Annotated in this window: 24 protein-coding genes and 1 tRNA gene; 10 read left to right on the top strand and 15 right to left on the bottom strand. The window is 60.5% G+C overall.

From position 1 onward, the window contains the following. Positions 1-159: 159 nt before the first annotated feature. A complete protein-coding gene (locus tag ETAA1_RS26005; protein ID WP_145243485.1) occupies positions 160-912 on the bottom strand; it encodes a hypothetical protein in 753 nt (250 codons plus the stop codon). A gap of 195 nt (positions 913-1,107) precedes the next feature. On the opposite strand from ETAA1_RS26005, the gene ETAA1_RS26000 reads away from it, so the two are divergent. The 5 genes from ETAA1_RS26000 (at position 1,108) to ETAA1_RS25985 (ending at position 5,826) form a co-directional block, all read left to right on the top strand. Continuing rightward, a complete protein-coding gene (locus ETAA1_RS26000) occupies positions 1,108-2,103 on the top strand; it encodes a hypothetical protein (RefSeq protein ID WP_145243483.1) in 996 nt (331 codons plus the stop codon). Between the two features lie 575 nt (positions 2,104-2,678). Further along, positions 2,679-3,131 carry a MerR family transcriptional regulator gene (locus ETAA1_RS33930; protein WP_390621226.1) on the top strand — a complete coding sequence of 151 codons (453 nt, stop codon included), beginning with the start codon at positions 2,679-2,681 and terminating at the stop codon, positions 3,129-3,131. An 82-nt stretch (positions 3,132-3,213) separates the two neighbouring features. Beyond that, positions 3,214-4,956 carry a DNA primase family protein gene (locus ETAA1_RS25995; RefSeq protein WP_145243481.1) on the top strand — a complete coding sequence of 581 codons (1,743 nt, stop codon included), beginning with the start codon at positions 3,214-3,216 and terminating at the stop codon, positions 4,954-4,956. 352 nt (positions 4,957-5,308) lie between these two features. Further along, positions 5,309-5,587: a hypothetical protein gene (locus tag ETAA1_RS25990; protein ID WP_145243479.1), complete on the top strand. Its 279-nt coding sequence runs from the start codon at positions 5,309-5,311 to the stop codon at positions 5,585-5,587. Next, the gene (locus tag ETAA1_RS25985; protein WP_145243478.1) at positions 5,584-5,826 is read left to right on the top strand and encodes a hypothetical protein; all 243 of its coding nucleotides are present in this window, start codon (positions 5,584-5,586) and stop codon (positions 5,824-5,826) included. Before ETAA1_RS25990 ends, ETAA1_RS25985 begins: the two co-directional genes overlap by 4 nt. A gap of 9 nt (positions 5,827-5,835) precedes the next feature. Here the strand turns inward: ETAA1_RS25985 and ETAA1_RS25980 are convergent, their stop codons facing one another. The 4 genes from ETAA1_RS25980 to ETAA1_RS25965 form a co-directional block, all read right to left on the bottom strand. After that, positions 5,836-6,990: a M48 family metalloprotease gene (locus tag ETAA1_RS25980; protein ID WP_145243476.1), complete on the bottom strand. Its 1,155-nt coding sequence runs from the start codon at positions 6,988-6,990 to the stop codon at positions 5,836-5,838. 150 nt (positions 6,991-7,140) lie between these two features. After that, entirely contained in the window at positions 7,141-7,527 is a 387-nt protein-coding gene (locus ETAA1_RS25975; protein ID WP_145243474.1) for a hypothetical protein, read from the bottom strand. An 89-nt stretch (positions 7,528-7,616) separates the two neighbouring features. Continuing rightward, positions 7,617-8,699 carry a hypothetical protein gene (locus tag ETAA1_RS25970; protein ID WP_145243472.1) on the bottom strand — a complete coding sequence of 361 codons (1,083 nt, stop codon included), beginning with the start codon at positions 8,697-8,699 and terminating at the stop codon, positions 7,617-7,619. Between the two features lie 476 nt (positions 8,700-9,175). After that, positions 9,176-9,547: a helix-turn-helix domain-containing protein gene (locus ETAA1_RS25965; protein ID WP_202920414.1), complete on the bottom strand. Its 372-nt coding sequence runs from the start codon at positions 9,545-9,547 to the stop codon at positions 9,176-9,178. 538 nt (positions 9,548-10,085) lie between these two features. On the opposite strand from ETAA1_RS25965, the gene ETAA1_RS25960 reads away from it, so the two are divergent. Then, complete coding sequence (locus ETAA1_RS25960; RefSeq protein ID WP_145243471.1) at positions 10,086-10,331, top strand: hypothetical protein; 246 nt, start codon at positions 10,086-10,088, stop codon at positions 10,329-10,331. Here the strand turns inward: ETAA1_RS25960 and ETAA1_RS25955 are convergent, their stop codons facing one another. Further along, complete coding sequence (locus ETAA1_RS25955; protein ID WP_145243469.1) at positions 10,332-10,676, bottom strand: hypothetical protein; 345 nt, start codon at positions 10,674-10,676, stop codon at positions 10,332-10,334. It lies immediately after the preceding gene. A 27-nt stretch (positions 10,677-10,703) separates the two neighbouring features. After that, complete coding sequence (locus tag ETAA1_RS25950; RefSeq protein ID WP_145243467.1) at positions 10,704-11,033, bottom strand: hypothetical protein; 330 nt, start codon at positions 11,031-11,033, stop codon at positions 10,704-10,706. Between the two features lie 251 nt (positions 11,034-11,284). Between ETAA1_RS25950 and ETAA1_RS25945 the strand changes: the two genes are divergently transcribed. Continuing rightward, the gene (locus ETAA1_RS25945; RefSeq protein WP_145243465.1) at positions 11,285-11,536 is read left to right on the top strand and encodes a hypothetical protein; all 252 of its coding nucleotides are present in this window, start codon (positions 11,285-11,287) and stop codon (positions 11,534-11,536) included. A 90-nt stretch (positions 11,537-11,626) separates the two neighbouring features. Further along, a complete protein-coding gene (locus ETAA1_RS25940) occupies positions 11,627-11,977 on the top strand; it encodes a hypothetical protein (RefSeq protein ID WP_145243463.1) in 351 nt (116 codons plus the stop codon). Between the two features lie 273 nt (positions 11,978-12,250). On the opposite strand, the gene ETAA1_RS25935 is transcribed toward ETAA1_RS25940, so the two are convergent. The 6 genes from ETAA1_RS25935 to ETAA1_RS25910 form a co-directional block, all read right to left on the bottom strand. Next, positions 12,251-12,757: a GIY-YIG nuclease family protein gene (locus ETAA1_RS25935; protein WP_145243461.1), complete on the bottom strand. Its 507-nt coding sequence runs from the start codon at positions 12,755-12,757 to the stop codon at positions 12,251-12,253. Positions 12,758-13,031: 274 nt separating this feature from the next. Beyond that, positions 13,032-13,385, bottom strand: a complete 354-nt coding sequence (locus tag ETAA1_RS25930) for a hypothetical protein (protein WP_145243459.1) — start codon at positions 13,383-13,385, stop codon at positions 13,032-13,034. A gap of 147 nt (positions 13,386-13,532) precedes the next feature. Beyond that, entirely contained in the window at positions 13,533-13,742 is a 210-nt protein-coding gene (locus tag ETAA1_RS25925) for a hypothetical protein (RefSeq protein WP_145243457.1), read from the bottom strand. A gap of 83 nt (positions 13,743-13,825) precedes the next feature. Further along, entirely contained in the window at positions 13,826-14,923 is a 1,098-nt protein-coding gene (locus ETAA1_RS25920; RefSeq protein ID WP_202920413.1) for a DNA methyltransferase, read from the bottom strand. Further along, a complete protein-coding gene (locus ETAA1_RS25915; RefSeq protein ID WP_145243453.1) occupies positions 14,920-15,867 on the bottom strand; it encodes a hypothetical protein in 948 nt (315 codons plus the stop codon). Before ETAA1_RS25915 ends, ETAA1_RS25920 begins: the two co-directional genes overlap by 4 nt. Continuing rightward, entirely contained in the window at positions 15,860-17,002 is a 1,143-nt protein-coding gene (locus ETAA1_RS25910; protein ID WP_145243451.1) for a hypothetical protein, read from the bottom strand. Before ETAA1_RS25910 ends, ETAA1_RS25915 begins: the two co-directional genes overlap by 8 nt. Before the next feature lie 241 nt (positions 17,003-17,243). On the opposite strand from ETAA1_RS25910, the gene ETAA1_RS25905 reads away from it, so the two are divergent. Further along, positions 17,244-17,582, top strand: a complete 339-nt coding sequence (locus ETAA1_RS25905; protein WP_145243449.1) for a hypothetical protein — start codon at positions 17,244-17,246, stop codon at positions 17,580-17,582. A gap of 208 nt (positions 17,583-17,790) precedes the next feature. On the opposite strand, the gene ETAA1_RS25900 is transcribed toward ETAA1_RS25905, so the two are convergent. Beyond that, a complete protein-coding gene (locus ETAA1_RS25900) occupies positions 17,791-18,024 on the bottom strand; it encodes a hypothetical protein (RefSeq protein ID WP_145243448.1) in 234 nt (77 codons plus the stop codon). 323 nt (positions 18,025-18,347) lie between these two features. On the opposite strand from ETAA1_RS25900, the gene ETAA1_RS25895 reads away from it, so the two are divergent. Then, complete coding sequence (locus tag ETAA1_RS25895) at positions 18,348-20,216, top strand: recombinase family protein (RefSeq protein ID WP_202920412.1); 1,869 nt, start codon at positions 18,348-18,350, stop codon at positions 20,214-20,216. A 15-nt stretch (positions 20,217-20,231) separates the two neighbouring features. Here ETAA1_RS25895 and ETAA1_RS25890 read toward each other — a convergent pair. Beyond that, positions 20,232-20,305 (bottom strand) — tRNA-Asn (locus tag ETAA1_RS25890). Between the last annotated feature and the right edge of the window lie 84 nt (positions 20,306-20,389).

Raw genomic sequence — 20,389 nt, 5'->3', positions numbered from 1 at the left:
ATTCCGCAGGGTTTTGGCCTCAGGTATTGCCGGTGCACTCAATAGACGCCCACTTCGGAGGGTGGTTCGCGATTCGGTTCCGAAAAGTCACGGGAAGCGATTCGGCTAACCAGTTTGCTTCGAGGCAATCAGCCGGGGCCGGAAGTGGCTGCTCGATAGTCAGGACTCGTTCATCTTCTCAAACACCCTCTTGAGCACCGGGTACTCCCCGGAGAGGCGGTGCATCCGATCGGCCGCCATAGGGTGATGACCCAGGACCGCCATCCAAACGAGGTCGAACACCTCGCGGGCGATGGCGACGCACTCCTTCGCCCATTTCCGATCGAATTTGTCACTTAAGTGGAGTGCCGACTTGCCGACCATGCGGCCGGCCAGGTACGCAGACGCGTGAACGTACTTGTGAAGTTCGCCCCACCGGCGTCGGTAATGCTCCCGAACTTCGGGCTCACTGTCCGCTAGCGGGAAGACCGCCCGGAGAACCGGCTCCATGCACCGGTTCCAATCCAGTGCTCGGCCGTGTTCTTCCAGCCACACCAGTTTCTTTGCCGCCGACCGCCCCGGAGCGACCCAGGAGGAAGGGCTATTCCGAAAAGGGTAGTTCTCCACGAAGTACGCCCGGAATACTGCCTCCCACACATACCGCAGCCGGCTCAGGAGCAGGGGGTAGTTGCCCGATACGAAAAGGAACTGGAACCACGTCGCCTCTTTGAAGACGCCCCAGCCGGTGTGTAGCACGAGGTTGACCTTCCGGGGGTAGGCCTGGCTGACGGCGAAGCCGATGTCCGTGCAGTCGTTCGCCACGTTCACGAAGAAGCCACGCTCCAGCTCGCCCAATTGCTCCGTCGTTTCTCGCTCGACCTCGGCGAGATGGCGGCACATCTGCTCCACCCACGATGTCGGTTTCTCGCCCACGATTTCGCCCTCATCGAGTCGGGTTGCGTGTACCTGAACACATATAGACCAATTGGCCGGCCCTCGGGTTCGCGGATCAAGGCTAGAAGCAGCCGCGAAGCGAGGAGCATCAGGAGATTGTGGTGCGGTCGGTTGACCAGACGGGCCGAAGGCACTTATACTCTCGCTCTCCCAGACCATTCGGACAATCCGCCCATGGACGTCAAACCGCGCAGGCCGAGCGCCGAGTCTATCGCCGGCATTTCATGCTTCGGCGTGGTACTCCTGTGGCTGCTCGTTGTGGTCCTCGGCTACACAGCCCTCGTTTACGACGACCGACCTGGAGCGCCGCCCATACCGCACGCCGAGGGGACGCTGCCGTCGACCGCTCCTGCCGCGCCCGAGCGGCCGTGGTACGGCATCATCGCCCAGTCCGAACTCGACGACCGGGGGAAGTTCGGTGACATGTTCGGGGTCGTGGGGTCTTTACTCGCGGGGCTTTCTCTGGTCGGGGTGGGGTACACGATCCACCTACAGCGCAAGCAACTCGCGAAGCAGCAGCAGGAGTTCCACCTTCACCGGTTCGAGGCCGAGGACGACAAGCTCGCAGCAATCGCCGACACATACCTGTCAACCGAGAACGACGAGACGCTTTACTACACTGAGGTTATGTTCGAGATCGTGATGCCTCACCTCGGCTTCGCAACATGGTGGAGTGAGAAGCCCTACTACCTCAAGGAGGTGACAAAGCAGATTCTGCGGGAAGTCGTGTGGCTCCTGCACCGGGTAGGGCAGCGGCCGTCAGCAATCTACCTCGAAGCAATGACCAGGCATGTGCGCAATGTGCGAGATAACAAATCGACTGAAGACGGCGCAACGCTTGGTGATGCATACTGGCACGGTGGAGGAACGTCTGAAGACCGGGCACAGAAGTGCCTTCTGTGCTTTCGCCAGACCCTACAGGTCTACCTCAACTATTCTCGTGTATGGCTTGCGCGGGAGCACGAGCGGAAGGAGGCTGGCATCGCTATCGCCCCAGACTACCTCGAAGTAATGGGCCAAGAGCGGGGCCAAGTTCTTGCGCAGTTCGTCGAGAAGATGAAGGCGCACTTCCACCCCGGGCAAGGCCGGGTGCACCCGTACCACGTCATCCTCGAATACCTGAGAGCCGCCGGGCACGCAGTCCCGGAAGGCCAGCCGCTTCCAAGTTAACGGCTCGAGCGGGTTCTGCCTCGGTGGCGGGGCCGTCCCCCCGCGGGCCCCTGCCGCTCGGCCTTGCCGCGGTCGGTCCACCTGCGGACGTAGGCCGCGAGCGCCGTACTCCTGCCCACAATGACCCCCTTTCCATGCTCACAGTTGCGGGCCATAGTAACCCCTGCCGTCAGACGTGGCATGCGTCGCCAGTCCCATAAAGTTGCTCACACAAACTCGGTCCGAAGCTCCTTTGGCGGGTTCTGACACCCCTGTCCATACTGACACTCACGTCACCACACCATGCCAGGCAGGGATGGTGTCGTTCGACACCCCTGCCAGGTGTGGCATACGTCGCCAGTCTCGTATGTGTGGATTCAAAGAGGATCGATCCTCGGTGACTCTGGAAACTCACGTCTCTATTCGGATAGGCTCAGCGGTGTAGAGATCGTCCGATCCTGGAATGAGGGCGTCGGAGATCGCGTCGCGGATCGTCAGAATAGTTTATTATCTTTTTGGTTGTCGTTCCCAAGCTGGATCTGTTTGGGTAGGGTTCCATTTGGGTCTGCCGCTACGGCTTGTGGGGGTAATCGCTTATGACACAGCTACTGCAAGATCGGTTCACCTCTGCGGAGCTATGTGCAATCACGGGGCTGCCAAGCCTGACGCTCGCCCAGTGGGTCGGGAGGGGGCTGCTTACACCCGTTCGGGTCGGGGGCCGCGGCCGAGGTTTCCCGCACCTGTTCTCCCAGACGCAGGTGCTTGCTGTGATGGCCGGGCTCCGCTGGCGTGAAGCTGGGGCAGGGGCGGATTGGGTGGCCGGTGTGGTGAAGTGCCTGGGCTCTCTCGACGCGACCACGCTGGAATCGGCCATCGCCGACGGTCGGACGTACACGGTGCCGGCGGCTCGGCTCGGAGGAGAGTGGGTACCGGGTGAGCTGATCGAACCTACAGGCGAGGCAGGCATGCTGCCGCCCGGGCTCGACCTCGCCGACATTCAGAGGTGCATGCTGGGACGCCTCGCCCAGCACGCTCCGTGTTCTCGATGATCCTCGGACTGTCCTCAACAAAGTAACCCACCGCAGCCTCCTACTTGCCGGGAGCAGGCTGCGATGGGTCAAGGAGAAACCTATGCCGAAGATTCCAGAATCCGCACAGAAAAGTCCACAGCCGAATTCGGAAAACCGCACGGCCCCGAACCCCGTTTCTGAAAAGGAGGCGAAGGACACGAAGTGGTCCAGTGGCTGGCTACCTCCTGGCACCCTACTGGCGAAGTACGGAGAGACGCTCGAACACGCTGTCCTGAAGCACCGCGGCGACCCAACCGACTACTCGGGGAGACGGGGCGGGCCAACCGTCCTTTGGGCCGATAGTGCCGACGTGATAGCCCTGATCCCCGAGCCTTCAGCTTCCGAGCCCTGCTCCGAGCAGACGGCACCCTCGCATCTCGTGGAAAGCGAGGGAGGGCCACACACTCCGGAGGCAGATGCAGCACCGCCAGGCAATGATGCCGTACCTGTCCTCCACCAGTTTCTGTCGATGGCGGAGTGTCGCACGGATGTCGCGAACGCACACCGGCTCGTCGAACTCGCCGGATCGGACCTACGGTATGTGCCCGAGTGGAAGGAATGGATCGTCTGGGATGGGCAGCGGTGGGTGCGGGATGCGAACGGGATCGTCGTCAGGGAGAAGGCGAAGGCCGTGCCCGCGAGGCTGTGGGAGGAAATCGCTCGGTCCGATGCCCCGCCGCCGATGCTGGCCCAGTACATCGCCTACGCCAAAGTCTCCTCCTCTGCTCACGGTATCACCAACATGGTGGATCTCGCACGCGGCCTGCTTGCGATTTCTGCAACCAGGTTGGACGCCAGCCCGATGCTCCTGAACGTGCCAAATGGCACACTCGACCTGCGGACGGGCGAGTTGCGGCCGCATGACCGCTACGACTTCCTGACCAAGCTCTGCCCGACCCCGTTCGACCCCGCGGCCCCCTGCCCGACATGGGAGCGATTCCTGCGAGAAGTCTTCGAGGGGAATGGCGAACTGATCGCCTACCTCCAGCGATTCTTCGGGTACGGCCTGACCGGAGATATTTCGGAGCAGGTACTCCCCATCTTCTGGGGGGGAGGGAGTAACGGGAAGTCGACCCTCGTCAATGCCCTGCTCGCTGTCGTAGGCGATGATCACGCTGGCAGCCCCCCTCAGACGCTGTTCAAGGTATCGACCCACGGGGATCGGCACCCGACCGAACTGATGACGCTCCGCGGTCGGCGGCTGATGATGGCCCAAGAGACGGAGGCCGGCTGCAAGCTGAACGAGGCTCTGATTAAGCACCTGACCGGGGGAGACCGGGTCACCGGCCGCGGGATGTACGAGAACTTCACCACGTTCAGCCCGACCCACAAGATCTTGCTCGGCACGAATTACAAACCCGAGGTCAAGGGCTGCGATTACGCGATCTGGCGACGGCTGAAGCTGATCGAGTTCCGGCGGCAATTTAAGGGGTCCGAGGTCGATCGCAAGCTTCCGTGGAAGCTTCTAGCCGAGGCCCAGGGCATTCTCGCATGGATGGTTCGGGGGTGCATGGAGTGGCAGAAGGGCGGGCTCATGGAGCCGAAGTGCATCGCTGACGCCACGGCGAAGTATGCACGAGAGCAGGATGTGATCGGACAGTTTCTGAACTTGCGGTGCGAGCGAGGGAACTACGTTACATCGGCATCTGACCTCTATCGGGCCTTTATGGATCTGTTCCCCGATTCTGGCATCACGCAGACGGCCTTCGGGACGGATCTGGGTCGGCGGGGGTTCGAATCCGTCATGTATAAATCAGGGCCACTTGCAGGACGCGTAGGTCGCAAGGGGCTGAGGCTCACGTAATTGCGAACGGCCGACGTGCTTGTGTTGCAATACGTGCAGAACGAGTAGGTAAACTAGAGGGTGTAGACAGTTTAGACGGTTCGCAGGAAGATTATTATAGGAACGACTTGCCCCGCCCACTTCCCGGGGAACTGTCTAACTGTCTAGACCCTCTACCCCCTCCCAGGAATGTCTCGCAGGGCGAGGGCAGTCTGGGGAAGCGAGTAGGGAAAGGAGAACGACTATGGCACCTGCTAGGCAAGAAGAAAACGGAGAAAACGGGACGGAACTGACCGAGCGTCAGGAGCAGGTTGCCGCGGCCCTCGCCGCTGGGGCTACCGTGGCTCGCGTTTGTCGTGAGTGCCGAGTCGGCGTGCAGACTGTGTACACCTGGAAAAGGAGCCCGGCCTTCAACGCCCGGGTGGCTGCTCTCCGTCGCGACCTGACTGAGCGAGCCCTCGGCCGGCTGTCCGACATGATGGCCGGGGCCGCACTCGATCGCCTCCAGAAGCTCTTCCGGGCGAAGAACGAGGGGGTGCAGCTAGAGGCCGTGAAAACCGTGTACGAGCTCTTCCTCCAGGTCACGTCCACCGTCGAGCTCCGGACAAGGATCGAGGAGCTGGAGGCCGCCCGGCCAAAGGGGAAGCGATGAAGGACTACTCCCGTTCGCTCCGTGCCCGGGTCGGCCGGCTGGAGGCTCAGCAGCCGCCGGAGTCCACCCAGTACGGCTTCCCGTCGGATTTCTGGGACGTGCTCTGCGGAGGTATCCCTCTCGAGGAGGCCGATCCCGAGTCTCGGCGGATCGTGTCTTCCCTTTACGAAAGAGAGGAAGAGGGGCCGGATCCGGTCGAGGAAGCGATTGCCGCCTTAGAGAAAGCCGCTCTCCTTTGAAAGGGGTGCTTATGTTGCGGGGGGGGCATCAGGGGATCGACGCAACTCGCTGCTCTGCCCAATAGCAGCTTTGTTGAAATGTATCTTGATACCATTTGTAGTATGTTCGATCGACGTCGCATCCAAAATAGATAATAAATCGAATAGCAACCTGGCAATTGTTGCAGTTGCTGCAAGCTCATCCTTAGACACCTGCTGTTCAAGGGCTTGCCAAAGCTGCATGAGGCGGAGGTGCGTCGGTGGGTGCGTGGCGCGATGGCGCTGACTGTCCACTGTGCTACCAAAAAGCTTTGACTGGAACGATTCAACGATCAGGCCACAAGTGAGAAAGCAGACGCCACCAAAGGCAAAGCTCATACCCGGACCGGTTATCTTGAGCATCAGCCGTTGCGATTCTAAATCCGCTTCATACTCTTGCTCCTGGCTGCTACTAGCGACCTCAAGCCGGCCATTCTCAGCGATGACGCTGCGCTTTTCAGACGTATCTAGATGGCCCAGGGTTACATGGGCAAGTTCGTGACCAACCACGAACGTCCGCATTCCCCCCGCAATCCCATTGGCGTATAAGAGTGCGGCCTCGTGCATTCCCTCTTGGATCTCTATCGGATAAGGATGCTGTCCGAACGCTAAGTATGCGTAGATCGATTTGATTGCTGCTCCGATAGCTGGCAGTGACGCTTCGTCCTCCAAGGCTAAACGCGCGGAGAAATCGAGTGTTTGATTCAATACATTGCCTTTAATCAGATAGCACGACGAAAGTGATAGATGATACAGCAACTTAAGAAGGCCGGTGTTCAATAAGCACAGGTGCCCATTATTGGTCCGTACGGCGCAAGCATTGAATTCTCCTGTTGGAAACTCGTCGATAAAGATGTCGTCTCTTAGTGTACGGCCCTCTCGATGAAGCACGTCGTTTATAAAAGTGACGTAGGTATCGAGCATGCCACTCGCCGAATACTTGCCATGTCGCCGCACGAACTCATCAACTTGGCTTCCATATTTATTATGCACCTCTACTGCCTTCGCCCCGATCGCCCGCTGCGTCGGGTCTGACGAGGCTGCCATCTGTTCCAGTCCCTTTAGTAGATCGACATGCGTTACTTTCTCAGGAGGGTCTACGTTGTGTAGAGCAAGAAGGTCAACGTAATCTTCATAAAGTCCCATAGGGCTCTCCTGCAATTCCTTGATCTCCGTTCTTGAGCACAACTCAACGCGGCCTGCACTTGCACTATCGGCTGCCAGACCTAAGAAGCCCTGACACAACCCCCAAAATGCCTTGAAAACCGGGGGTTCTCGGAGGTTGTGTCAGAGCTTCTAACGCGAGTCATCCTTTGGGGCGATGTGTGACTCTTGTGCTGCCCAAATCACCGCACAGAAGTTGTGCAGCCCCACCCGAGCGATGAGGACGGCTGCAGTGAGGGCAGGTACACCGCCAAGCACGTGGCTAACCACGTCGAGCACGGCACTGATCGAAAGGATCACTTCTTGCGTTGGCACATCCTGCCGCGAGAGCACCTTCAGCTTGTCGCTCGAACAAACCGCTTGGGCGAGCCTCTCGGTGGCCCATCTTCTCGCCCTAGCGATGAGGTGTACCGGTGGCGTAGGGAAGGCTTCACGGCCTGTAAGCTGGCGACCGATCTCCAAGTAGATCTCGTCCTGCGACAGACTCAATAGTCGAGCAATTTCGTCAGCGTTTTCCATCGTTTCTCCCTAGGTGTGAACTCGTTCAGCCGAAAGATCTCTCCGTCATCGCGAAAGCTCGCAGTATATGCCTCCAGGTCGCTGGGGACTCATCCGTTCAAGTAGACATCGAGGATGCGATCCATTAAGATGGAGGTCGCAAAGCCTGCTCCAAACTGACGGAACAAGTAATCTTGTTGCGACATTCCCATTCGCTTTGCCTGGATATGGCAAAAGACCGCTCTCCTAATGTTCCAGGGCGGATGCGATCTGTGGTCATACTCATGCTCACGTCTTTCAAGATGGGTTTCAACCATCGCATTCAACGCGAAAAAGAACGAAACGTGCATGTAAGCGGAAGCCAGCTTTTCAGGACTCTTCGCCCATCCGCCGTGTGTCTCGGTAGCGTGAAGGTACTCAAATCCACCCATGTCAGCATGGAATTCTCGGACCCATGAATCCATGACAGTCGGGTCGCGGAGTGCTTCTCGTGCTGTCGCGAGTACTGCGGGGCGCACTAGGGCTGACTCCTCATCGAGCCAAGTGACAATGTGCCCTCGTATCTCCGCCATCATCCGCTCCCACTCCGCATCTTTGTAAAGCGACTCAAACCAGTGGGTGAGCTCGTGCCCAACCACGAGGTAAACCATGCCACGCCCTCCGACACGGCTCGCGCTTGACTCAAGACCGTCGATCACAGGAACCAATAGTTGCCAGTTGGCTTGCTCTGACATTTCCCATGCCCGTGCCAAACTCGCAATCTCCAACAGCACTGCTCGCGGTGGATCGAAACTGGCAAGTTGATCAAGACGGTGCTCAGAGCAAGAGAGCTCTCGGTTTACGAGCGTGTAGGTCTTTGGGAGAGAAGCAAATGCAGTCAGCAATCCGAGATGAATCTCCAACTCGCCTCCGGCAAAGGTGCGCGCCGATGCATTTGGCATACCGCTAAAGTTGATAATCGTCTTTGGGGTGACCATCTTCGGTTCGCCCTTATAACGATCGGGCTTGGGCAGGACGATGCACTCAGTGGCTCCCTGGACAGGCTCGATCATCCATTTCAAGAGGTCACATTGAAGGCGGCTTAACTCGCTGCCATCGGCATTTCCCGGGTTACCTTTAAAACCGATGTGTGGTGGAAAGACGACCAGCTCGTCTTCTTGCAAGATTTGTTGAAATGTACGTAGGCGTGTCATGCCAGCGTGCCTCGGGCTAGGTTGATTACCGCCCTTATCCACATTTCGCTGCCCAATCCTGAATATTATCGCGACGCTTGAAGTCCCTCGCTGAATCAAGCCGGGGGAAGGTTGTTTTTCTTCGATCTATTCGCGGCCGTGCAGAGGGCATGCTCCCTCCCACCCGCCTCGCCTCCGCGATGATGTCTTTCAGCCCTTCACCCCCGGCTGCCGTAGGCGAACTGGAATGGAACCTTGTTTGCCCGCAACTCTCCCTTGATTACCGCCCAGCTTACCTGTCCTCGGAGTACAGTGGCAAGTGTTTTTTGGTCCTTCTTTCGAACGCCGAGCCTGCTCCGCAGACGGCTTCTTCTCCCCGGCAGGAAGCCCACACGAATGAGTGCAGTGGTCTGACGGGGAAGGTGAATAACGCCCAAGTTCCTGTACCGCACGCGACGGAAGCCCTTCTTCCCAGAAAAGTCACACGGTGTAAGGGATCAGAGGCTGCCAGGACCGCCAGCCAGACGGGCAAGGAGGGGAACCAGAAAGGTGAGGGCGTGGTCGTCCTCGGCTACGCGGTCGAGGAGGCGGCGGGCCTGGTCGCGGAGGACAGGTCGCGGGTCGCTCGGGGTGCTCGATTGCAGCAGGTCCGAAGCCGTCACGCCGAGGGCCACTCCGAGCCGCTCGACCAGATCGATTCCTGGGGCGGCTCCAGCGTTCTCCAACTTCCCGACGTAGTTCGGGGTCACGCTTGCTTGCTGGGCTAGGTCTGCCTGCGTCATCCCACGGGCCAATCGCAGTTCCCGGAGCCGGGCGGCGAACCGCTCGACTACCCCCGCATGCCGGATCGGAACCCCCTTCTTCGCCACGGCAGCCCCCTCCCACTGCCATCGCCCGGCAGGAGGGGGAAACCGCTCAATCAAAAATGTTGTTGCCAGCAACACGATCGAGTTGGTAGCGTCCGAGGAGGCCGTCCGGGCCGGGATGCCGCTGCCCGGGACGGGGCAGACGTGGTCGCTGGCATGCGGTGGTGGGCTAACCGCGTCGAGGGCTGCGACGGCCGCAGTTCCCTTTTCCCTCCTTTAGGAGCAGACCGGCGGTAGTCGCCCAAGTGCTGGCTACCGACCTTACCCAGCAATGAGCAGCACCAACCCGAAGGCCGTCACGTTTCAGTGCCCCGAGTGCGAGAAGTGGCTGCGGGGGACAACCGGGGGCGTTACCACCTGTCCAGAGTGCGGGAGCGAAGCCCGGGTCCCGGCATCCTCGCCTTTTCCCCCGCCTCCTCCCCCCGCTCGCCCAAAAACCGTTCCGCTTGAGTCCTCGATACCGCCCCCGTCCAAGCGAGGTGAGTCTCCGCCCGGCAGGAATCGGAAAGCTCGCCCGGGCTCGTACCGGAATCTCTTCTCCATGATCCTGCTGGTCGTCGGGACCGTGTGCCTGATTTCCGGGCTGGACATGGACACCACGACCGACGTGCCGGGCCAGGTGGGACGTGTGCATAACACGGGACGGCTCAATGACCGACTTGTTCGGGTGGTCACGGGGGTCGGGCTGATCGTGTTCAGCGGGGTTTTGAAAGTGGTTGCAGTCTTGGAGGAATCGGTACGGCTCCAGCGACAGTTGCAAGCGGATGGTGGTACGTCGCAGCGGTAGTCAGTCGTCCCCGCCAGCCGTCACTGGCTCTGGATGGAGCCGGAATCGGTCCTTCCCGAGGTGGACTAGCTCGAACTTCGGGGGTTTACGCTTCTTCCAGCAGAGCAGGTTCAAGAGCCCGAGCAACCGGCGGGTCGGCTGCTCGGCGTTGTCACGGAATTCCGGGCACTCGTTCCAAAAGCCAGGGAGAAGCGGGATCCGGTAGCTCGCGTTGCCGAGGAGCAGGAAGACGGCCTTTGGCCTCCGCCTGCCGAAGACCCGGTCCCGATCCTCGAACCGGAGCCGAAGACCGTAGGTGTTCCCATCGACGTCGCTGCTGGTGTCCTTCCACCCGCTGACCTTCATGGCGATACTCCCATCCCGGCTGCGGGGTCAGTCGGAGAGTACGGCCAGCATGTCGGAGACGTTTTCCGCCCCGTACTGCTGCACCAGAGCCTTGACCTGACGGGCGAGCTCCGCCGGGCTGCTCGAACGCTCGTTGCCGCCGCTGACACCACCGCCCGTTGCGACCTGGGCGGGCTTGCGACCACGCTTGCCACTGCTGGTCATCCCACCCTCCTTCTTCGCCTGCTGGCTCTTGTAGCTGCTGAAGTGCTGGGGCGTGATGTCGATGCCGAACTTCGTCTTGATCCACTCGCACGCGTCCTGGGGCTTCGTCACCCCCTCGGCGACGGCGGCCCGCACCGCGTCGGCCTTCGTCATCGAGCCGTTTCCGGCCTCTTCATCTTCTTTCTTCTTGGCCATGTGTCACCTGGATATGAGAGGGCGTACCGTTCATGTAACCCGCAGACCTTGCCTTGTCCACAAGTATAGCATTTCCGGCTGTCCAGCGTGTCGATCCTCGCCCGCTACAATCCGATTGCCGGCCAGCTGGGCTGAGTGTCGGAGCAGAGGAACCAGGTTTGAAGTCACAGTACGATGCCGTCCGTTTGAGGATCTCGAACATCGGGGCGGTGAGTGACGCCGAGGTCTGGCGGGGCTACCTCGCCGATCAGGGGTGGACGGTCGCACCGGGCTGGGGTGCGGACGACATTACAGCCTGGGCCGACCACCGGGACGCCCGCACCCTCCCGACACGCCGGGCACTCGCCCAGGTGCTCCGCGAGCGGTACGCCGCTGCTGGGCATGACCCGGAGGAGGCGACGCTGGGAAAGGGTGAAGCGGTGATCGACCTGATCTATTACCGGGAGGTGGATCGCAAGTAAGACGTCGGCGGGCCTCGTTGCCGATCATCGGGGCCATCGCGGAGCCTATCCTGCACTTCGCCCTGCGGCGAAAGGTATCCAGGTGCAAGCATGAAGGTCGAAAGCCTTGAGGGCGAGCTACGGGCAGTCGCAGAGCGGCTGTTCAGGGTGGTGGAGGAAGTGACGGGCTCTCCCCCAGTGCCGAGCGGTGCAGACCGCTACAAGGCGGCCGTTCCCGGGCGGGACGCCGTCTACATGAGCTTTATCGTTCGCGGTGGCTCGAAGAACCCACCGCAATCCGTCTGGTTGCATACCGGGTGGAGCGACCACCTGGCCGGCGACCTGGTACAGCGGGGCGACAACTGGTACGGCGGGGACCGGGTTTCCGCAGAGCTGACCGCTCGGGCAAGTGAACCCGACGAAGTCGCACAGGCGGAGGAGTTCCTTCACCGTGCCCTTTAAGGCGGCTGACTCGCGAACTGTGTCGTTGAATCCCCAGAATGCCGCCGATCGGGTGCCACTTGAACCCGGCGTTCCTCGCGTCGAACTGGTGCGGGTTGTCGTGGAGCCCGTTCATCCCTTTCCGGGCGTCGGACAGCCGTCTTATCCCAGCCGGGCCGGGACTATACCGGGTCCGGGTCGCGGGGGGGCCGATCAGCTTGGCTACGTCGGCCAGGCTGGGCGTGGCCTTCGAGCTCGGCTAGTCACTCGTTCCCGTCCCTGGACGCATGAGCCTTAGTCGTCCCCGGCGGGCCGAACCTTGTTCAACCAGTACACTGCATCGCTCTCCGGGACTTGTTCCCAGCGTTCTTCGTAGCGGAAGTTCTCGATACGCTGGCCCGTCGGCCCCATCGCCCGAATCAGTAACGATTCGATGTCTCTAATCCAGGCTTCGGCATCGAGATAGCGGGTATCGTTCAACCCGCACACGCCCGTTTCGTCGGGGCTCCAGTCCACGGCACGGAACCCGAACCACGAAAAGCGGTCCCACTCGTGTTCACTGTAGTTCGTGTGGTGGTCACGTAGCCGAATGCCGAGACGCGATTCCGTAACGATCCCGACGCGGAAGACCCCGTAGTTGCCGTAGAGGATGTAAACGCCCGTCTGCTCACGGAAGTCCGCCACGCGAAGGCCGGGCTTATTCACCCCGTTCCGGCCAAGCAGGCGAAACTGCCCTCCCTGTCCCGGCTTCCAGTTCACTTCCTCCCGCTGCCAGAACAGGCCATAGTTGACGATTGCCACGGGCGAGACCTTCTTGGGTTGGGTGAAGTCGGGATTCTCCCAGAATGACCGGCCATGTCAAGAATCGACCTCCACCCCGGCGGTTGCACAGGGGCCGTTCCTCGGGTTGGGTCTTGTGGGGGACGTGCTGGAAGACGACGGCGGATGTGGTGGACGTGGACGCCCTGGTCAAGAACGCCGGATGACTAGCCTGCAACTCGCCCGCGAGTAACGGCAACGGCCCGGGTGCTACGTAGCCGTACGGTGAAATGACGCTCTTGGCTCTTGGGGCCGGTTACAGTCGGGGTCGCGATTCACTGACCGACGGCGGGAGCGCGAATCGCTCAAGGAGGTCTTCCTGGAGGCGGCCGAACTTCCGCTTCGTCGAGGCCGGTGGTTCGGGGGCCGGCGGCTCGACCGGCGGCGGGGGCAACTCGGCTTCCGGCGGGTCGATCCCGTCGAACATGGTCGGGCCTTCGACCCGCTCGCCGCCGCGGCCGAACGTCATTTTCACCAGGCGGTGGATGTGGGCCTGCTGCGCCTCGACCTGCTTCCGGAGGTCGGCCACGACGCCGCGGAGTTCGGCGATCACGGCCTCGGCGTGGGCCAACTTGCGGCGGAGGTCGTCGCACTCGTCGGTCGGCGGCATGCCGGATTCAACACCGGCGGAGTGGTCGCGGTAGCGCATCACGCCGGCGTTTTGTACCGGCGGCGTGCGCGGGCCTTGGCCGGGTCGAGGCCGCAGAGGAGCATCGCCAACTGCGTCGGCGTGACGGCCACACCCGAGTTCGAGCCGCTACCACTCGGCCGACGACAGCACCCGGCGGTAGCTCGCGTCGTAGCCCGGGGCCAGATCACCGACCGTGCGGAGGAGGTTGGCGACGGTCCGCCGGCCGGTCGTCAGGATGGCCGCCGCGGCCAGGGTGACGAACCGCGTGTACGTCGGGGTCGTGAAGTGCGGGAGGAAGGCCGCGAGGAGCGGCTGAGCCTCGGCGGGGAGGAGCATGGCGGCCGTCCGTGGGCAGCGAAGTCAGGGCGATCACCCCGCCATGCTACCCTCGGGGCGACTTCGAAACTGCACAAGCCGAGCTATGATATAAACTGAAAATGGCAGTCCAGTTCAACCAGGCACCCCTTGGTCCCCGGCTGAAAGGAATCCGTCTGCCTCTTCTTCAATTCGCTATAGCTGTGCGAAACCAGTTCAACACGACGGCCGCTAAAAGAGCAAGTAGAGGCAAGCTTCTTTTGCATCGAGTCGATCTCCTGACCTCGCCCCCCTAGGCGAATGACTACATGGCCTTTCTTCGCCATGACAGCCCCGAGCATCCGCCACATGTCAGCAATGAACGACCAGTAGCTAACTTGCGTCTCGTAACGATCATCGCGCGAAACACGGTGCCGAGTCGGGTTCGGTGGTCCACCAAGAAACCACAAGCGGAGCCACTGGTCCTCCTCGAAGTTGGTAACATCAAGGTAAGGAGGGGAGGTGACTGCGAGTCGGATCGGCCCAGGCAAAGTGTCCTTTTCCCAAGATAGGTGACGCATGTCACCATGGATTACAGTTGCCTCGCCTTCTGGGGGGGGCGACTCATAGCGGTAACGAGCCTGCGTGCGGAGTAGCGCAAACGCATCGCGCTCCGGAGGCAGGAGGTTGCGGTCTCGCCAAAACTTCACCGAGTACGCCGGTTTCGTGCTGATCGTGCGGGGCATCTGGTTACTGAGGTAGGAAGGCGATTTATTCGTCTCCCCATGCAGCGCCCCGAGGGCGATCGCAGCCAGCATGCAATCCGTCCGATTCTTCCGCCAGTCCAAGGCATCTCGCAGGTAAAGCGTCTGGCGCAGCGTGTCGTTATGGTACGCGACATGAAAGAACTCCGGCATCGACCTGGCACGCCGCAGCCATTCTCCCTTTTTGTAGCCACTCTCAAGAACAGTCAGACGACGAAGCACGCTCGTCAAAGAAGGTGCCTGGACCTTTGCTTTCGTGATGCAGTAAGCCACGTCATTCACGTCGCACGCTACAGGTTTCCTGCCCATCAATACGGCTTGAAACGCGGTCGTGCCGCGTCCGCTGAACGGATCAAGAACCACATCGCCCTTGCGTGTTAACTCGCCGATCCACTGCTCCGCGAACGACTCGGGGAACATGGCGAAATAAGGACAGATGGCATGGAAGCGGTGTCTCATGGCATGGTGATTCCATGAGACAGCAAAGCCGCCCGCGTCCATTTGATCCACTGCTGGCGAAGCGTAGGCATTGGTGGGGCGTAATCCATAATCCGGCATCGGTCAAAAAAGATACCGGCATCGACGTTCACCTCATTCCACTTTGACTGCTTTACCCTCGCGGTGATGAAGTAAAGGCGAACAGGATCAACGACAGGCGCAGGCCATACCCACTTCTTGCAGAACCCATCAGGCTGGAGCGTAAACAGCCCCGCCGACCAGTGCGTCCCAGTCTTGCACTGTCCGAACCCAATCAGTTGGCCTCGGCGCTGGTCCGTGAACGGCTTCCAGACCACCACATCGAGCTTTCCATCTTGGGCCGTGATAGCGTCGTTGTAGTTGTTGCAGAACCCGTCGCTCTCCTTCATCGATTTGCACAGATGATCGACGGCCGCCTCGAATCCGGCGACCTCGCGCCCGTCCACGCGGCGCGCCGTGCCAAATACGAGAGCCTCTGCATCCTTCCCCCAATAGTTCTTCGCAACTTCGCAGCAGACTTGCTCGAATAACTCCGCGCCGTCGATACCTTCGTGGACGCGGTCTTCCCCCATATTCAAGCGAGTCGCAGTGAGCAGAAACAGATACAGATCAAATGCCTTAATATTCGTGTCAAACGTGAGCACATCCGCGTTTCTATTCAGCTTGTATGGGTAACGATGGCCGCGCCTGCCTGAATGCTCGATGCGGTCTCCCAGCTCTGCGAACGCTTCCCGGATCGCATTCTCCGTATCAAGATCAGCGTCCCGCCGGTCCTCTGGTAGGTCGTCGTTCAGGCGGCTAAAGACAGCTGCCAGGTCGCCGCCCGAGAAAGAGCCGTTCGATTTCTTCAGGCATTCGAGCTCGATATAGTCAGCATGATGAATGGCGTCTTCGGTGTGCGTCGGAGCAGTGCCGATTTTAAACATCCTCGTCATCCTCCGACATCCGATGCCGCCTCTTCGGCTTTCTCTTCCTTTCCATTTGCTCTACGATGTCGTCGACCAGCTCGGCGATCTGGTTTGCAGTTCGCACCAGGTCCGTATCTTCCCTCTTGAATCCCGTGGTTAGCGTACCGAGGGCCGTTTGCAATACCCTCTTGGCCTCTTGGAGCGATTCCCGGAAGATGCGTTCATCGCCGCGACTGACATCGTGAGCGACCTTCAGAGGAAGGCCGTTGCGAAGCGTGTCGATCGCGTTGTCCTTCATTAGGACTTCGTCGAGTATCGCCAGGTCGGGGTTTTGGCTCTCGATCAGGGGGCGCGTCTTGTCTCGCCGGTCCCCATAAAGCCATTTGCAGAGCTCGCCGAGATGCTTCAGCTTCGGCCGAGGAACAGGTTTGTCGGATTCGGATGTCTCGTCGCTGAGGTCGAGAAACCGCTTGAACCCGTCGTAATCTAACCCGGTGTAGAGGTGAGAGAACGAGAAGCTCTGCTTGAAGCGGTTCTCGCGCGCGAAGACCTTCGCATCCTCGGCTTGGCGGATGACCATCATGGCTCGGTATAACCGCTGGACGGTTCGGTTCCTGTCACCGATCTGTTCCGCAATTTTCTCTAGTGAGATGCCGAAATTCTTCCTTACCTCGGCGATGTACTGGGCCTTGGCATAGGAGCCCCATTTCGCCGGCCCATTTACGTGCTTGAAGCCGATGTACTGCCAAATGCTCTTGCGATCGGTCCGTATGATTGGGAGCTGCTGAAGATCCTGGCGGAGTTCAGCCGAAATGCGAGGCAGGTCATCAATCTTCAGCCGCTTCCGCAGGCTGTCGTCGAGCAGTATTTTGACTGCAGCCAGTCGGCGATTTCCCTCGATCACGATGTCCTTACCGCCCTCGGTTGCGACGAAGACGGGTTCGTGGTCGAAGTAGCCGCTGGAGGCGATGGACATGGCCAGTTCGTCAACCGCCATCTTCTCCCAGAGGACTCGTAGTAGGTCCGCCTGCGTCGGCTCCTCGCCGAGCGAGTACTCAGCCAGACGAGGGTTCGTGGGGTCAAGGAACAGATCCTTGGTATCCACCCGCTCGTATGGTTGCTTCGCTTCCGGAGCCGCTGGTTTTTTGGCCATGAGGACACCTTTGGCAGTGTCCGGGGCGATTAAAATGGGCTCGCGCCGTCCGCCACCTTACCCGGATTGGAGTACCCTGGGCTTTCGGACGATTTTAGCCCCGCCCACGTTGAAGACAAGCGTAAGACCCGAACCAGAAATGAATTCGGGAGAGGGAAGCGCGTTTCGACCGAAAGTGCCGGATGTACCGGCAGATCGCCAGAGAACAGCAGTTGACGGCAACTGGAAGCGGGCGAGCCGGATGGTGAAACGACTGCCGCTCCTCGCCGTGGCCGTCGAGGTCGAGCTGCCGGAGCGGCGCCTGGCCGGCCGCGCCCAGCGCCTCAACTCTGTGGGGTACCACATGTCGAGCTACGAGGTGGTGGCCCAGGCGATCGGGGTTCTGGAAGGGGAGGTGGTCGCCGGGCCGCTCCTCGACTTTTACCGGCGGGCAACCGACCGGATGCTGATGATCCGGGGTAAGCTCCGGCTCGACGACGTGTACGAGGGCTCGACGAGGACTCTGCCCGCCCAGCAATGGCCCAACAAATCACCCTCTAACGGGGCCAAATCGTGCCCGGCGGTGCCCAGCAGTGCCTAACGGAGGAGGAGGCGCAAAGCCTTTACCTGACTGGATATGCCGTGAACTGCTGGGTAAAAACGGCCTTTGCCGGCAGAACCGCGGGGTTGATTTTGGTTCTCTTTGAGTACACCACACGTCCAGACGAAGCCCGCTATGCCGCCCCGGCCAGCCCCCTGAGTGCTTAAACACCGACAGAGGCTGACCGAGTCCGGGAGAGCGCTTGCAACTACGAGGGATCGATCGCCTGGATGACGACCCCGCCCTCGACCTTCGACGCCTTGAGCCCCTTCCCAGCCTTCTTCGCCGCCATGCGGGCCAGGGCCACGAAGCTGACAGTCTTGCACTGGTAGTCCTTCCCCTCCTCGAGCTGGTAGATCCCGCCGTTCAGGAGCTTGGCCCACTCGTACTGCCCCTTCCCGACCCGGCTCGCCGGAAACTCGAAGGTCTTCAGGCTCTTCATCGGTTGATCCTCCTAGTGGTAGGGCGTCGGCTGCCAGCGGGAATGTCCCGCAGGTCCGGCGATCCCCGCCACCTGCTCGCACGATCCCACCCGGTCGTGCCGAGGACCACCGCGATTCCCCGGATTCCGAGAAGCTGCCATCCCTTCCAGAAAAGGCACCGCTTTGCATGTCAGGATGCTCGGTCGGGAGGGTATCCAAACGTAGAAGAGGGCGTTTGGCTGCAGGGTCATACCGGCGGAATCTGGCCGGAGGAGATTCCGATCGAGGTGCCTGCTTCCGGCGGCTGGTGGTAAAATGGGCCTGGATAGCGGGCCGAGGTGCAATGCCGGCGATTCTCGACCGGCAAGTCTCGCTTCCGACGATCCCAGAAACCATCAAGGGGCGAGCTATGCCAGCACTAATCCCTGCGGTCGGGTATGCGCGCCGTAGCTCGAAAGCCCAGGACGAGGCCAGCATCCCCGAGCAGAAGCGGGCATGCGAGGACTTCGCAAGGGAGCAGGGCTACCTGCTCGTTCGCTGGTACTCGGACGACGCTGTGTCTGGGGATAACACAGACAAACGGGTCGAGTTCCTTCGGATGATCAAGGACGCCCAGACACGGGGGGACTTTCGGGCCATTGTCTGTTGGGATCACGCAAGGTTCGGCAGGTTCGATTCACTTGAGCAAGGGTTCTTCGGCTATCAGCTCCGGCAAGCTAACGTTCACCTGGTCACAGTGAAAGACGGGGCTCTCGACTGGACGAAGTCAGTGGACCGGATCATTGGGAGCGTCAAGCAGGAAGGCAAGCACGAGCAACTCCTCGATCACAGCCGAAACGTTGTTCGAGGACAGCTTGGGGCTATGCAAAACGGGGGATGGGTTGGGTGCCCTCCTTACGCATACCGGCTGGAAGGCACGCGGAAGAACCGGCGTTTAGTGCTCGGCGATCCGGGGCACAGGCTTATTGTACAGCGGATCTATAAGGAGTTTGCAGATGATGGGCGATCGATGAACGCGATCGCAACCCGCCTGAATCACGATGCGGTTCCGACCGCACGTGGAAGAGTAGGCAAGTGGAGATACGACGAAATCAAGGTCATCCTCACGAACCCAGCATACGCAGGCGACTTCACAGCAGGGCGATGGGAGCACGGCAAGTATTACACGATCAAAGGGCGTGCTGTAGCGAAGGCTGAAAGGCCGGGCAAGAAGCCGGAATCGGAATGGATCATCCATCGTGACCACCACGAGCCCATCGTGAGCAGAGAGATCTGGGAACGCACTCAGGGGATTTTTGCGAATCAGAAAGCTGCCGGCCGAAGGGTGGGGCACAGCCCTTATAGCCCTGAAGAGAATCCTTACCTCCTATCCGGCCTACTCAGATGCGGCCGATGCTCTTGCCCGATGCACGGCCTCAGGCAGTCAAAGTATCGCCACTATAAGTGCAGTCTGAACCACGATAGTCGGGGTAAGGAATGCTCTGGTACCCAGGTTCGCGAAGATCGGGTCCTGCTGCAGGTTGCAGACTTCGTGGACCGGGAGTTCTTAGCTCTCGGAGGCGAACAACTCGCCTTCCGAGCAGAACTCAAAGAGCTAAAGCCAGAAGATCTTCCCGAGGGGTTCGCAAGGTTAAAGTCCCTCCTCTCACCCCCAGAGCAACCCGCGATCGACCGCAAACAGATCGTGGGACGGGTTCGCGAGCTCTCAGTTCAAATTGAGAAGGCACGCAAGCAGTTGGTCCTTATCGACCCCGAGTTTATCCCCGACGCTCAGGCTACGATTAGGGAGCTGGAACAAGAGAGAGATCGGCTAGAAAATGCTCTCCGCAAGACTGGCGGCGGGGAATCAGACCTGAATGAGCAAACGTTTCAGGCGTTGCAGGCCCTGTACTGGGTCAGCTACCTTTTCCGGTGTGTGGCCCAGGAGCACGGTAGAGAGCAACCGGAGGACTGGACGGAGTTGCTGGAAGAAATGAGGGAACTGAATGGCGGACGGCCGGTGGCAGTCTTGACCGGGGCCGCACGTTCCCCTCTCCTGCGGAGGTACTTGCGGCATATCGCTGGAATCACCCTCCACACCCGAACCGAGGGATCGGGGAAACGCCGCCGACACCAGCTTCAGGGGGGCGAGATTACCCTCCATCCAGACGTGGGGGCTACGAAAGAATTGAACCGTCATTTCCGGGGTCAAAGGCCGGCGGCCGACCGTTAGCCGATCCCCGTGCAGCAGCGGTGGCAGGAATCGAACCTGCAAATTGCGCTTTAACAGAGCGCCGCCTTACCATTCGGCTCCACACCGCTGTGAAGTGGCCCCACAAACGCACCGGGGCCGGGCGGCCTCGGAAGGACGCCCGGCCCCGGGATATTCCCGTTGCGTCGTGGCGT

Source organism: Urbifossiella limnaea (assembly GCF_007747215.1).
Lineage (GTDB): Bacteria > Planctomycetota > Planctomycetia > Gemmatales > Gemmataceae > Urbifossiella > Urbifossiella limnaea.
The sequence above is the reverse complement of the archived record's forward strand: the minus strand, read 5'-3'. Positions and strand labels throughout refer to the sequence as shown.

Coding starts and splice junctions, on each gene's coding strand:
- ETAA1_RS25960 (WP_145243471.1), top strand. CDS start 10,086: ATGATCCTGCTGGTCGTCGGGACCGTGTGCCTGATTTCCGGGCTGGAC.
- ETAA1_RS25980 (WP_145243476.1), bottom strand. CDS start 6,990: ATGGGACTTTATGAAGATTACGTTGACCTTCTTGCTCTACACAACGTA.
- ETAA1_RS25995 (WP_145243481.1), top strand. CDS start 3,214: ATGCCGAAGATTCCAGAATCCGCACAGAAAAGTCCACAGCCGAATTCG.
- ETAA1_RS25915 (WP_145243453.1), bottom strand. CDS start 15,867: ATGTTTAAAATCGGCACTGCTCCGACGCACACCGAAGACGCCATTCAT.
- ETAA1_RS25910 (WP_145243451.1), bottom strand. CDS start 17,002: ATGGCCAAAAAACCAGCGGCTCCGGAAGCGAAGCAACCATACGAGCGG.
- ETAA1_RS26000 (WP_145243483.1), top strand. CDS start 1,108: ATGGACGTCAAACCGCGCAGGCCGAGCGCCGAGTCTATCGCCGGCATT.
- ETAA1_RS25925 (WP_145243457.1), bottom strand. CDS start 13,742: ATGCTCCTCCCCGCCGAGGCTCAGCCGCTCCTCGCGGCCTTCCTCCCG.
- ETAA1_RS25970 (WP_145243472.1), bottom strand. CDS start 8,699: ATGACACGCCTACGTACATTTCAACAAATCTTGCAAGAAGACGAGCTG.
- ETAA1_RS25975 (WP_145243474.1), bottom strand. CDS start 7,527: ATGGAAAACGCTGACGAAATTGCTCGACTATTGAGTCTGTCGCAGGAC.
- ETAA1_RS25955 (WP_145243469.1), bottom strand. CDS start 10,676: ATGAAGGTCAGCGGGTGGAAGGACACCAGCAGCGACGTCGATGGGAAC.
- ETAA1_RS25905 (WP_145243449.1), top strand. CDS start 17,244: ATGGTGAAACGACTGCCGCTCCTCGCCGTGGCCGTCGAGGTCGAGCTG.
- ETAA1_RS25930 (WP_145243459.1), bottom strand. CDS start 13,385: ATGCCGCCGACCGACGAGTGCGACGACCTCCGCCGCAAGTTGGCCCAC.
- ETAA1_RS33930 (WP_390621226.1), top strand. CDS start 2,679: ATGACACAGCTACTGCAAGATCGGTTCACCTCTGCGGAGCTATGTGCA.
- ETAA1_RS25920 (WP_202920413.1), bottom strand. CDS start 14,923: ATGAGACACCGCTTCCATGCCATCTGTCCTTATTTCGCCATGTTCCCC.
- ETAA1_RS25900 (WP_145243448.1), bottom strand. CDS start 18,024: ATGAAGAGCCTGAAGACCTTCGAGTTTCCGGCGAGCCGGGTCGGGAAG.
- ETAA1_RS25950 (WP_145243467.1), bottom strand. CDS start 11,033: ATGACGAAGGCCGACGCGGTGCGGGCCGCCGTCGCCGAGGGGGTGACG.
- ETAA1_RS25985 (WP_145243478.1), top strand. CDS start 5,584: ATGAAGGACTACTCCCGTTCGCTCCGTGCCCGGGTCGGCCGGCTGGAG.
- ETAA1_RS25940 (WP_145243463.1), top strand. CDS start 11,627: ATGAAGGTCGAAAGCCTTGAGGGCGAGCTACGGGCAGTCGCAGAGCGG.
- ETAA1_RS25895 (WP_202920412.1), top strand. CDS start 18,348: ATGCCGGCGATTCTCGACCGGCAAGTCTCGCTTCCGACGATCCCAGAA.